This window comes from Alteromonas sp. AWQ4_252 (assembly GCF_056158205.1).
On the sequence record NZ_JBSWSV010000001.1, the window covers coordinates 3,756,517 to 3,769,872 of the forward strand.

The following is a 13,356-nucleotide window of genomic DNA, read 5'->3' on the forward strand; positions in this document are numbered from 1 at the left end:
GATTTTTCATGAACATCAGTATTTTTGGATTAGGGTATGTGGGTGCAGTATCAGCCGGTTGTTTAGCCCATGATGGTCATCACGTTATTGGGGTAGACCCAACACAAGCAAAAGTTGATTTAATCAATGCAGGTAAAACACCGATTATCGAAAAGGATATCGGCGAGATAATTTCTTCAAGTGTAAAAGAAGGCCGATTGCGCGCGACAACTGATTGTAAGGATGCGGTTGAAAACAGCGATATTTCTATTGTGTGTGTAGGTACACCAAGTCAACTAAACGGTAGTTTAGATCTCAAATTTGTCCGTCGCGTGTGTGAAGAAATCGGCAGTGTGATTAAAGAAAAGTCCTCTCGCCACATTGTTGTTATTCGCTCAACAATGTTGCCCGGCACCATGGCGGATATAGTTCAGCCCACACTTGAACAAGCCTCAGGCATGGTTGCAGGAGAAGATTTTGGACTTTGTATTAACCCTGAGTTCTTGCGTGAGAGCACGGCGGTTTATGATTTCTACAACCCGCCGAAAACAGTAGTAGGTGCCTCTGACGACACTACACTGAATGATATCCTGGCCATCTATGATGCCTTACCAGGGCCGAAAATTGGTACTGATCTCGCAACCGCTGAAATGGTTAAGTATACAGATAACGTCTGGCATGCTTTAAAAGTCGCCTTTGCAAACGAGATTGGCAACATTGCCAAAAAAGTGAATGTAGACAGCCACAAGGTAATGGATATTTTCTGCCAGGATACCAAGCTCAATATTTCTCCTTATTATATGAAGCCCGGTTTCGCATTCGGCGGTTCTTGCTTACCGAAGGACGTTCGGGCTTTGGTGTACAAAGCCGGCGCTCTGGACGTTAACACACCGGTATTGTCATCAATTTTGCCATCAAACAAACAACAAGTAGAAAACGGTATTAACCTCGTCACCTCAAAAGGTAAACGCAAAATCGGTATCTTGGGCTTTAGTTTTAAAGCCGGCACCGATGATTTGCGCGAGAGCCCTATCGTAGAACTCATTGAAAGACTATTAGGCAAAGGGTATGAATTAAAGCTATACGATAGAAACGTGAATCTTGCGGCAATCGTTGGTGCTAATAAAGATTACATACTCAATCAAATACCTCACATCTCCAAATTAATGGTGACCGACATTAAAGATGTTATCGATGCCAGCGAGGTATTAGTAATTGGTAACGGTGACGAACAGTTCAGAGAAGTGGTTACCAACATACCTAAAGATAAGCACGTTATTGATCTCGTAAGAATTAATGAAGCTGCCGTTGGCCTGGAAGGTTACGAAGGGATTTGCTGGTAGCTACCGGCCCGGACACTATGCAGTTAATAACAAAAGCAAAGAAAGAGTGGGCTGATACTTTACGGTATGCCCCTCTGGTTCGTCATGGATTTCGCTGCTGGTTTACCAGAAAAGGGGACCGTGCGAGCAATGACAGTGAAAAACTCGCTTATTATTTTAAAGGGGCGACTTCTCTGCTTTCGCCATCAGAGGACCAATTGAGCCCTCGTATTAATACACAACTTGACAAGATAAACGATATTTCTGCATGGGCAAAAAGTCAGTACGGTGAAACCAGTCACGTTATATCAAAAGGGATTATTATTAAGCCCTTTACCAGCGAGGATGAAAAAGGCGTTATTTACGTTAGCTTCGAAAAGCACCTTGTTCGATTGCTAAACGCCAGCGACTTCGGCGCATTACAGAAACAATTTATTATCGTTTTTGCTCCGAGCTGGAGTCCGCCCCACTCTCCTGCTCTTTTTGCCATGCCTCGGATATTAGATGATGGGTTATTCACCACTATCAGTAATCCCGTCGACCACGATTATATGTTGCTGATTTCACACAAACTCACTTCTCTGCATTTATATGCATCGAGCTGGGTCAACACTGAAAAGTTTGAGCTCCGCCCTTTCGAGGACAAAGACATAGACCTGTTGGTAATTGCCAACTACGGCACGTTCAAAAGGCATATTGCTCTGTTTAAAGCCCTGTCTGAGCTCGACAGTGATATTCGTGTAACGCTTATCGGACAAGAGGAACCTGGCCGCACGCTGGACAGTATAAAAGAAGAAGCGGACCTTTACGGCGTGGCTCATATGATTGAATTTGCAGGGCCTCAGCCTTACGAGAAAATCACCGAATTCCTGTCACGAAGTAAAACTACAGCCATTTTTTCAAAGCGCGAAGGGTCGTGTGTTGTTGTCGTGGAATCAATGGCAGCAAATGTTCCTGTGGCCGTATTGGAAGATGGAGAGCTAGGCTCCAAGGAGTTTGTTAATGAACAAACCGGCGTGTTATTGAAAAATAAAGACATGGGCCGCCAGTTGCAGCAATTTATTGACAACGCCAGTAATTACCAGCCCCGACAGTGGCTACTCGACAATGGCATCACATATCAGGGCAGTGTCAAATATTTAAACACTCAACTTAAGCAGTGGCATGAACAGCATAGCAAGCCTTGGACTAAAGACATTTTCACATTAGAACGAAGCCCACTGGCAACCATTGCAAAGCCAGAAGAACAGCGGATAATGCAGGTAGAGCAAAAACGGGTCTTTGATGCGTTTGGTCTCTGGATTGGACGAGAGAATACCCAGTGAAAGCCATTGAATTGATAAAAACAGATCTTAAGCAAAAACAGCGGGTGTTTGAGGCTGATGGTGCGTCTGTCTCCACGCTTCGATTGTTTGTCGTTGACGGCACAGGCGCAAATATTATGTTCAGGCTGTCAAACTGGTTCGCGACACGGTCAATAACAAAACCTTTAGCTATGATCTTCCAAACACTGAACAAGTGGTTTAACGGCTGCGTTATTGGTGTTAATGCCTCCTTTGACGAAGGCTTAGTACTCATGCACCCCATCGGCGTGGTGATTAACAGTAAAGTCCGTGGAGGCAAAAATATCGTTATTGAAAGCGGTGTGGTTATTGGCGATGAGAAAGGTTGTTCACCGGTACTTGGAAACAATATTTTTGTCGGTGCCGGTGCTAAAATCATCGGTGATGTCACCATTGGAGACAACGTCAAAATAGGAGCGAATGCTGTCGTCGTGAAAGATCTACCTGCCAACTGCACTGCGTTAGGTATTCCTGCAAAGGCGAGAATGCCATCATGACGATTCTTGAAACCCTGTTTTGGTGCTCCGTGTTTATAATCGGATATACCTACTTCCTGTATCCTGTGGTGTTAATTTTAGCAAGTAGCCTGACCCAAGCCGTGCGCGATACACGATTTGTATTAAAAAAAGACAGTCGCCGGAAAGCAGACTTCGATGCGCCTTCGGTCACCGTGGTGATTGCTGCCTACAATGAAGAAAAATGTATTCGCGAACGGGTCGAAAACTTGTTGTCATTGGATTATCCAACAGACAAGTTGAACATTCTTATTGGTTCAGACGGCAGTACTGACGAAACCAATGTCATTTTGGCTGAATTTACATCTCACCCGCAAATGCAAATTCACTTGTTCGAGGAGAATCGCGGCAAGATAAATGTGCTAAACGATTTGCTCACCCGGGTGGACACGCCAATTTGTGTTTTTTCAGATGCCAATACGTTCTTCGATAAAGATGCTATTTTGCGCTTAGTTGCCGACTTCAAACACGACGATGTAGGCGCAGTGTGTGGAGAACTTGAGCTCGTTGACCCATTTTCGGGAAAAAACAAAGACAGTCTTTACTGGAAGTACGAACAAGTACTTAAATTTCATGAAAACCGCATTGATGCCATGTTAGGGGCCAATGGCGCAATTTATGCCATTCGCACCGAGCTTTATCGCCCACTGCCCTCTGATACCATTATTGACGATTTTTGCGTGTTCATGAATATTGCGAAAATGGGCTATAGATTAACATATAATCCAGAGGCAAGAGCCACAGAAGAAATTGCGCCAAATCTGACTGAGGAAGCGTCACGACGCATTCGTATTGGTGCTGGCAATTATCAGGCTATGTCGCGCCTCTTATGGGCACTAAATCCGCTTATTGGAGCCCGTTGCTTTAGCTACATTAGCCACAAAGTCATGCGCTGGTTTGTTCCCCACTTTATGTTAATAGCATTATTAAGTAATCTGGTGTTGAGTTTTTTTAGTAGCACATATGCTTTTCTGTTTATTGCGCAAATTTTATTTTACGGTCTGTTCGTAATCGGGGCCGCCGGCAAAGCCGAAGCAACCGGAAAAGCCGGAACACTTATAAACTTAATTACCTTTTTTGTTTCTATGAACATTTCACTAGGTCGAGGGTTTGTTAGATTCCTGACAACCCGACAAACAGCCACTTGGGAGAGGACTGCTCGCTGATGATATTTGTGTTTTTATTTTTGTTTGCGCTTGTTTGCGTCGTATCAGCAGCCCTGGCACTTATCTACAAAAAAGATATGCACACCTGGATAGTTGGCTACATCAAAAGAAAAAAGCCGTCTACATCTGATATAGACGGGCCTATTCACGTTATGTTTTGTTTTGTCGATCACTACGAGCCACAGTGGAAAAACAAGGACAATATTGAGTTAGAGCGTGAAAGGGTTGATCGCTGGATGCGTGATTACCCGGTTATGGCGAGCAAGTTTACCGATGCTGATGGCTATCACCCCAAACACTCCTTCTTCTTCCCTGAAGAAGAATACCGCCATGAACACTTGGCCAAGTTATCCGACCTTTGCCATCGTGGGTTTGGCGAGATAGAAATACACTTACACCACGAAGACGATACCAGCGACAACTTACGGAAAACCTTAAGTAATTTTGCTCAAACCTTGCACAATGATCATGGCGCACTTGCAATAGATCCACAAACCCAACAACCGGTTTATGCGTTTATTCACGGCAACTGGGCGTTGGATAATTCCCATCCTCAGGGTAAGTGGTGCGGTGTGAACGATGAATTAATCGTGTTGCGTGAAACGGGCTGTTACGCTGATTTCACCTTCCCATCTCCGGATGCCACCCAGCCTTCCATGCCTAATACACTGTATTACGCCAAAGACGACCCAAATAAACCCAAGTCATACGACACCGGGCGGGAAATGAAGGTGAATGGTTCAGCCTGGGGCGATATGCTGATGCTGCAAGGCCCCCTGGGATTTAACAAAGAAGAATCTAAATTTGGCATTCTACCCAAAATTGAACGTGCAGATATTCGTGAAACCTGCAAACCCACGCCTGGCCGGGTCGATAACTGGGTCGATACCCATATTCACGTGAAAGGCCGGCCAGAATGGATTTTCATAAAAATTCATACCCACGGCGCTCAGGATATTGATATGGATTGCTTACTTGGCAAACCCGTGGAATCAATGCATACACATCTCACTACAAAATATAACGATGGTGAGCACTATAAGCTGCACTACGTCAGTGCCAGAGAAATGTACAATATTACCAAGGCAGCGGAAGCCGGTGAGTCAGGCAATCCGAACGATTACAGAGATTACATACTGCCGAAGCCCACATTTAGAAGGATGTAACGTGGATTTAAAGCGGATTCAGATGAAGTTTGAGTCGTTGATCGGTCTTGATCAACGTCGCTGGAAGCAAGCCCCTTACGGTTTGTACAGCGTAAACCTGCATCGCGTTGGAGATTACAGGGAAGCGAGTGGCGATCCTAACGTCTACTCTTGTACGCAATCGCAACTTGATTCCCATATTGGTTTTTTCAAACAACATTTTGATATGGTTAGCCTGGAAGATGTCGCTGACATCATTGCTTCACCTTCCTTACTGAAAAATCGTCGCTGTATGGCGATTACTTTTGATGATGGCTATGCCGATAACTACCATCAGGCGTTTCCTGTTCTCAAAGCCCACAAGGTACCGGCCGCTTTTTTTATTGCCACCGGTTTGGTAGGGAACAGTATTCTTCCTTGGTGGGATAAAGTGGCTTTCCTACTTAAAAATAGTGCGTTATCCACGATTAAGCTTACCCAATGGGAGAACTCTGTCAGCTATAGAGGCGACATCAAGCAATTTATCAGGCTGGTATTAAAAGAGATAAAGGCGTCCGGACAAAGCCTCGAGAATCAAATTGAAGAGCTGGAGTCACTTACCAGTCTAAAAACGTCTTACCCTACCCCGGAGTTCGTCAGTTGGGAGCAGCTAAAAGAAATGTATAGCAGCGGTATGACAATTGGCGCCCATTCTCATCACCATTATATTCTTTCAAGCCTTACTGATGAGGAAATTCTCTTTGAACTGCAACACTCAAAAAAGTTGCTCGAAGAGCACCTGGGTATAAAAATTAACGCATTTAGCTATCCTGTAGGGAATCAATCTACCTATAATAACGGCGTAATTGATGCACTTAAATCCTCAGGATACAAATTGGCTTTCAACTTCAGACCGGGTATCAATGCTCACGTTAACGAAAAGTGCTACGACTTGCATCGCTTCCCAGTTGAACCCTCGATGACAGCAGACAGCTTTAAAAAAATGGTGTCCTATGCCCCCGTATATTAACTCGCTTCGCATTTTGCATGTTGTAAGCAGTTTACATGTCGGCGGCGCTGAAAAGTGTGCGGTGAATCTGGCTCGAATTCAATCTCAACAGAGTCATAAAGTTGCTGTGTTGTCATTTGGCTCCCCAAGCGACCCATTTACCCAAATACTCGCAAATGCGGATATTGAGTATCACTCTATTCAGGGAAATATGCTATCGCGGCTATACAAAGCCTGGGCTGTATTGAAGCGCTTCGACATTATTCATATCCACTCACCTGCCGTTATACGGGCATTATCGCCACTTTTTTTCTACCTGATGACAAAAAAAGTCATATACACCATGCATGGAGAACATTCCGCCAGCTTAGGTGGCATGAAGCTAGCCCATAAACTTGCAAACATCTATTTAAAAGGCCGTTATGCGGTAAGTGAACGGGTTCGCGATGGTGTAAAATCTCGTTATAACTGGTCGCCCGCTAACGTTACCGTAGTCCCAAATGGTGTTTACGTGCCTGCTTCAGACGCATTACCTCCCAGGCGTCTTCCTGAAGCCCCTTTTCGCTTCGGTATGGTGGCGAGGTTAGTGCCTTTAAAGCAGATTGATAAAGTTATTGATGTTTTTGCCAAGTGGGTCTCAAGCAACCCAGGTACACTGCACATTTTTGGCGACGGTCCTCAGAGAGAATACCTGGAAAAGAAAGTTGTTGAGTATCACCTCTCTGACATGGTGACATTTTACGGCAACGTCATTAACGAAGACGACATCTATCACACCTTCGATTGCTTGCTTATCAACTCGAATACTGAAGGCCTGCCTATGGTATTGCTAGAGGCAATGGCGCGCCGAAGGCCGGTTGTTTCAACCCGTGTTGGCGCTATTCCTGCGCTAATTGAACAAAGCGGTGCCGGCTTACTCATTGATGTTGACGACTCAGCAAAGCTTTCTTCCTGCATGAACAAAATGGCTACTCAACCATTGCTATACAATGAATTGGCAGACAAAGCCTACGCTTATGTATCAAGCAATTTTGGCGTTAAGCAGGTATCTGATATCTATCTCGAGCCGTTTATTGGAGCGCAGTAATTAACATGGCAACGCCCGCAATTTTATTTTTCTCTAATTTGTACCCGGTTACCTGGGACCCAAATCGCGCTGCGTTTAACTATCAGCAAACCCAATGTATGGCTGAAAAAGTAAAAGTGTCATACCTTGTACCAGTGCCATTTACAGAGTGGTTTAAACATCGCATTTTAAAAAGGCAAAAGCAGCCAGAAGGTGTTACGACCTTTCCTTATTTTTACACACCGGGTACGGGACGGCGTCTCTACCCGTTGTTTTTGTTTCTGTCTGCACTGATTTGCGTGGTTCCACTACTCAAGTTTGCTTTTGCTAAACAAGTATTAGCAAGTTGGGCGTATCCCGACGGTGTATGCGCTGCCTGGTTCCAAAAAATATTCCGCTTTAAGCTTGTTATTCAATGCCACGGCAGTGACATCAACGTGCATACGGCGCAAGCTGGCCGACGCAAGCAAATGCTGTCAGCATTTAAGCGCGCTACTTGCGTGGTGACCAAAAGTCAGGCGATGGCAGATGTGATCACGCAGTATGACCACACAGTTTGCACCAAAGCGGTATACAACGGCGTAAACGTAAATCGATTCACATTGAAAGAAAGTAATTTGGTGGATCACGAACAGTGTAAACTGCTCTTCGTGGGTACAATAATAACCACCAAAGGCATATTTGAGTTAGTTGATAGTATAGACGCCTTACGGCACACTTCCCCCAATATACATCTTAACGTAGCGGGCAAAGGCGCAGAAATGGAGCGATTACATACTCTCATCGCTGACCGTCAACTGGGTGAACACATTACTGTTCACGGATCTTTACCCCACCAGCGCATTGCTGAACTTATGCGAGAGAGTGATGCGTTAATTCTGCCCAGCTATCGTGAAGGCGTGCCCAACGTGATGATTGAAGCACTGGCCAGCGGCGTACCAGCCTTAGTTACCCCTGTAGGTGGCGTACCAGAAATTTTAAAAGATGCGGTTAACGGTATTATTTTAGCCAGCCACTCACCAAATGACATCACTGAGGGAATTACACGGTTTCGCTCACAACAGTGGGAACCAAACGCTATTCGGCAATCTATTTCCCACTTGAATTGGGATAACAACGTGTCTGCTATCCTGGCGTTGTTTGACAGGCATTAAAAAAGGCCCGAAGGCCTTTCTTAATACTCTCTTAGGCGATACCGCATTCTTTTAAAATAACACCAGTGGTGTCTTCCAGCGGTAATAGTGATTCAGGTTTAGCAAAGGCATTATTCGCTTTATAAACCCAAAACACACCATGTGGGTGGTGCATGCCACTTTTGAGGTTGTCTGCCAAATAGAATACATCAGAAAACGCCAAAGTTTGTTCATTGAGAGAAAAAGTTGCACTCTCAGCCACTGGTTGATAGATACGGCAACCACCAAATACATCTTTACCTTCCAACCTCAGCGAAAACAGGTTCTCGCCGTCAAAAGATGCTGCTTTAAGGGCGTTGTAGTTAGCCTCAGCGGCCGTTTCTGACTCACAAATGACATGGAACTGATGTGACATCACAGGGCTTATTTTCTCCACGCCCTGCAAGCCAAAGACATCAATAAGAGACTCCATTTTATGCGGTCGATAAAAGCGTTTTCCACCCTCTTCATCTTTTTCCGTGTACGGCTGTTGGCTTAGCGCAGACGACAAAATGATAGTTGAATTGGCATCAGCCATATCAAATACTTTCCCTATAAGGGCATCGTGATTTTTATACGCATAGAGAATTGCATCTCCATAGAGTTCAACTTCTTTTTCCGAAGGCTTCATAGGAAAGCGTTCAGGCTCCATGTAACGCCAGAACTTATGCTGAAAGTGTGCCGTACTGTTAGAAAAGAATGTTGAGAAACTCGGTCTTTGTTTTTTGTATACGTGGGCGAAAACGTCAAACTGTAACCAGTCCAAAATGGTGGCCTTTTTCCAGCGATCGTCGGCCTTAGTTACTTGCTTAAACACCACGCCAAACAAGCGCTTTATAGTAGACATACTGAGACCGTGGCGCATCATAAACCACAGAAACGCCAGGTTGTCTTTTAGTGACAACGTATGATTAGTGTTAGTGTGCTCTTGTACATTGGCACGCACAAAATTGTAAAAAGGCTGTAATTCCTTAGGCGACGCTTCAACGTCGATACTCCATGGATCTGGCAGCACAAGAATATTGTTATCTTTGGCATCCCAGCGCACATTCATACTACCGCATAGCCAGGAGTCTTTGCCATTTTTAGACAGCGTATCCCAGATACTATCGTGCTCGAGGTTTTGAGCCTGCCCTAGTCTGAACACTTTGTGCTTTTCAAAAGGCAAACCCGTGTGCAATGTAACCCATTGGATCCATGGCTCAAGATACTCTACATCACACCCGGCATCCGTAGTGTAAGCCGTAGCATTTGAGTACAATTTAGCAAAGTTAGGCAAGTGCCCTTCTGCAATAAACTTTTCCAATAGAGGCGGACATAGCTCGTTGAACTCGAGCAAAATGACGTTTTGTTTTTCCATAATATGATTCTCGGCAGACCATCCTGATTAAGTCGCCACTCAAGGACAACATCCCCTGAGAGTTGATGACTTCTTATACATTCTATCAAATCATTACTTCGCGCTGAGCGCCAGTATTTTTTTGCCTTTCACAAGGTTTAGCCGCTCCCACAGCTAATTTCTGCATAATTATTTTGTAGTTCGCGATATTTGACCTCCTTGTTATCAACAACTTGTCTAAGATGACCAAATCCTTACCAACATAGGTATACCTAGCCATACCTTAAAAAGATCGATTGTGGGTTATTTTTCACCTGTAATTTGCACGAGGATAACGTTGTTATGAAAATCCGTACATTAACCATCGCTATTTCGCTGATGATGTCGTCAGCCCCCTTGACCGTCTATGCTACAGAAGGAAGCTGTGAAGCTGTATCGCTTTCAACCAACGAGGATGGTTATATAAACGGATTTAGTTTTCCCCCACTTTCAGACGTTGTCGCAGGTGAAGTATTCACTTCCCAGTGTGTTGAAGTGGTAACGGGCAACCCAGAAATACTATTTTCTCCTCAGGGAGATATGCTGGTTTCAGTAAATGACAATCAGTTTTCATCTAGTCCTTTCTCTCTTGTGTCCGGCACTACTCTGCAACTGAAAGCGCGCTCTCCCGAAACCGCTGGTGCTAAAACCACCTATAGAATTGTCGGTGAGCTTCCTGACACCTATCCAAGCTCACAAAAGCGCGTTTATGTTAACCAAATTGTCAGCACATCAGACATCCTGACCAATACCTTCGATACAGTATCAAACACGACAGTAAGTGACAGCGAAGATGTTAGCGAAAGCTGTCAGATAGTCGATATGTCAGAGAAAATTGAAGGCCAGGAGCTCGAACCTTTACTTGAAGGCGTACCTGGTGACACGGTAACCAGCGACTGCGTAAAATTTGTAAATGTTCCAGCGGGAGCATTTGTTGAGCCTTATCGTTCGGAGACGATAGTTATAAACGGCTCGCTACAAACTGTAGACACTGTAGAAATACACGAAAATATGACCGTTGCACTGAACTATTCAGTTTCAGCCGTAAGTGGTGATAGTAAAAACCTCCGTTTCGAGCTTTCCTATTTCGACGATAATAGCGTTGTACAACAAGTTTATTTTCGCTGGAGAGTGTTAACAGAGAACCATTTAACTCAAAATACCTGTGCATCACTTACTGCGGGTAGTGTCGTCAATATACCTTACTCTGTTGAAAGCGAAGATTCACCATTCGTTGAATCTATGTGTCTTTCAGTAGCCGAATCGGGTTCACTTTCTTTCGAAGAGTCAGGAATCAGTGTATCTGTAAATGGTGAAATTCAACAAACACAACCAATTGACCTTAAGAACGGTGATGAGATATCACTCGTGCAAATCGAGGATAAGAATAGCCGAACTTTTGCTTATAGTGGCACATTTGAAGACACAAACGGTAGCGCAACTGGATTGTCTTGGATAACAGTAAATTCCGAAGACATTAAACATCAAAACGGAGAAGATAGCTCCGATACACAGCCTAAGGCACCAGCAAACATCTCACTAACTCCCGACGCAACTTATTTCAGTCAGTGTCGAGCACTTGATTTGTACATTCGTTCTAATGGCAAGCGTTCTCAAACTGGCACCATGTTATCATCAACACTTGAAATAGAGCCTGGCGTAGCTACTGCGTCCGAATGTATTGAAATAGCGGGTATGGAAACCAATGCAGTATTGAGTTCTGTTGGCGATGCATGGTACTCCGTCAATGGCGCCGCTTTTACCCAAACAGAAACAGAAGTCACTAACGGTGACCAAATCGTTCTGGGTTACAGCACGCCAAAAGCTCACGGTCTATCTCAAACACAGCGAATTCGGGTCACGCCATCAGCACTAGCTGATAATACAGATAACTTCTTTATAAAATGGGATGTACAGACGGCGAATACCGGCCGTGCTCCTCAAGAATGGCACCTGAGCCCTGACGGTGAATATAAACAAATAGAGGACTTAGCTTCACAGCTTGTTGCTGGTGATATCATTAATGTGAAAGGCGGATATGAATACGCGCCATTTATTCTTGAAGACATCAGCGGAACAAAGGCCAACCCAATTGTAATAAGGGGTATTGAGGTAGATGGTCAGCGCCCTGTATTTGCGGGTAACCACAGTCGTTGGCCCTGGACGATTGGCGTACGTAGTTCACACAGTATCCGATTCGAGAACATCGAAATAACGGGGGCGGACACTATTTGTTTCCGTCATGAATCCCATAACATCGTTTTAGAGAATGTCTTACTTCACGGCTGCAAAGTACATGGCATACTGGGTACCGATTCTCTTTCAGGCAGCTTAACTATCAATCAGTCTGAAATTACCGACGCAGGAGGCAAGCACGAAGGCCGGCCATGGGGTCACGCAATCTATGTCGCAACTGACCAGTATCGCTTCCCTGACAGCAAGCTAAAAATTACACATAGCTTCCTGCACGGCAATAAGGGGAATACGGTTAAATCGCGAGCAGAAAGACTCGAACTCTATTTCAACTGGGTGGAAGTTAACAATCTTGAGCAAGCAAAATACGCACTTGAACTGATTGGTCCCGTAGTGGAAACACGCCATCCCATCCAGCAGGATGTGTCAGGTAATCTATTTTGGTTGGGCAAGGACTTCTATGCCATTCGCGCAGGCAGTGATGGTACTGGAGGTTCTAATGGTATCGTCAGGTTTACGAATAATACTGTTATTCATGCGACAGACTCTGATCAATACTCATTTCTACGTCTCGACCATAAGATGACCGCAGTAGGATTGCAGAACAACGTATTTGTGAAAAAAAACCAGGATGCCACTTATACACTTATTCGTGATAACGTGAAAAAAGAACGTTGGGCGGCCGGTGAAGAAGCCATATTCGTAAATAATAATGTCTTACCCACAGATGCAATTATTAACTCGACCAATAGTGAAAAACGCAAAACACTCATTAAGGAATACCTTTCGTCATCAGCGTATTTTGATAATGCAGAAACCGACGTAGTAGAAGCCGTTCAAATAGACTATGAAGATAAATCGCTCATAGTAGATGATCAAAACAGTTTGCTTCAGCTCGGTTCTTCCGGCTCAGCATTCAACGGTGAATTGCAATTCAATAGCCCTCTGAAATATATGAATGTCTCTTACAAAGCACCAAATGCACGGCCTGTTGAAAAGTCATCGCTGATTAAAGTTACCAAGGACTGTGAAGCAAATACGGGTTCATTCTAAGAACACCAAAGTTTACAGTGGAGTGGCAACTATGCC

10 protein-coding genes are annotated in these 13,356 nt (G+C 44.4%); 9 read left to right on the forward strand and 1 reads right to left on the reverse strand.

What is annotated here, in order from left to right:
* Positions 1-8: 8 nt before the first annotated feature.
* Genes ACXACM_RS16540 through ACXACM_RS16575 form a run of 8 tightly spaced genes read left to right on the forward strand, consistent with a single transcriptional unit; the run spans position 9 to position 8,678 of the window.
* Positions 9-1,322, forward strand: a complete 1,314-nt coding sequence (locus ACXACM_RS16540; protein WP_474823110.1) for a nucleotide sugar dehydrogenase — start codon at positions 9-11, stop codon at positions 1,320-1,322.
* A gap of 17 nt (positions 1,323-1,339) precedes the next feature.
* Positions 1,340-2,626, forward strand: coding sequence for a glycosyltransferase (locus ACXACM_RS16545; RefSeq protein WP_474823112.1), 1,287 nt, complete (start codon positions 1,340-1,342; stop codon positions 2,624-2,626).
* Positions 2,623-3,141, forward strand: coding sequence for a serine O-acetyltransferase (locus tag ACXACM_RS16550; RefSeq protein WP_474823113.1), 519 nt, complete (start codon positions 2,623-2,625; stop codon positions 3,139-3,141). Before ACXACM_RS16545 ends, ACXACM_RS16550 begins: the two co-directional genes overlap by 4 nt.
* Positions 3,138-4,325 (forward strand): glycosyltransferase family 2 protein, encoded by a 1,188-nt coding sequence (locus ACXACM_RS16555; protein WP_474823114.1) that lies wholly within the window; start codon positions 3,138-3,140, stop codon positions 4,323-4,325. The genes ACXACM_RS16550 and ACXACM_RS16555 overlap by 4 nt, the downstream gene beginning before the upstream one ends.
* Complete coding sequence (locus ACXACM_RS16560; RefSeq protein WP_474823116.1) at positions 4,325-5,491, forward strand: hypothetical protein; 1,167 nt, start codon at positions 4,325-4,327, stop codon at positions 5,489-5,491. The genes ACXACM_RS16555 and ACXACM_RS16560 overlap by 1 nt, the downstream gene beginning before the upstream one ends.
* 1 nt (position 5,492) lies before the next feature.
* Positions 5,493-6,479 carry a polysaccharide deacetylase family protein gene (locus tag ACXACM_RS16565; RefSeq protein WP_474823117.1) on the forward strand — a complete coding sequence of 329 codons (987 nt, stop codon included), beginning with the start codon at positions 5,493-5,495 and terminating at the stop codon, positions 6,477-6,479.
* The gene (locus ACXACM_RS16570; protein WP_474823118.1) at positions 6,463-7,545 is read left to right on the forward strand and encodes a glycosyltransferase family 4 protein; all 1,083 of its coding nucleotides are present in this window, start codon (positions 6,463-6,465) and stop codon (positions 7,543-7,545) included. Before ACXACM_RS16565 ends, ACXACM_RS16570 begins: the two co-directional genes overlap by 17 nt.
* Positions 7,546-7,550: 5 nt before the next feature.
* A complete protein-coding gene (locus ACXACM_RS16575; protein WP_474823120.1) occupies positions 7,551-8,678 on the forward strand; it encodes a glycosyltransferase in 1,128 nt (375 codons plus the stop codon).
* A gap of 31 nt (positions 8,679-8,709) precedes the next feature.
* Here the strand turns inward: ACXACM_RS16575 and ACXACM_RS16580 are convergent, their stop codons facing one another.
* On the reverse strand, positions 8,710-10,056 hold the full coding sequence (locus ACXACM_RS16580) for an alkaline phosphatase family protein (RefSeq protein WP_474823121.1): 1,347 nt from the start codon (positions 10,054-10,056) through the stop codon (positions 8,710-8,712).
* A 321-nt stretch (positions 10,057-10,377) separates the two neighbouring features.
* Here ACXACM_RS16580 and ACXACM_RS16585 point away from each other — a divergent pair, with 321 nt between their 5' ends.
* Entirely contained in the window at positions 10,378-13,320 is a 2,943-nt protein-coding gene (locus tag ACXACM_RS16585; protein ID WP_474823122.1) for a hypothetical protein, read from the forward strand.
* The last annotated feature ends 36 nt before the right edge of the window (positions 13,321-13,356 follow it).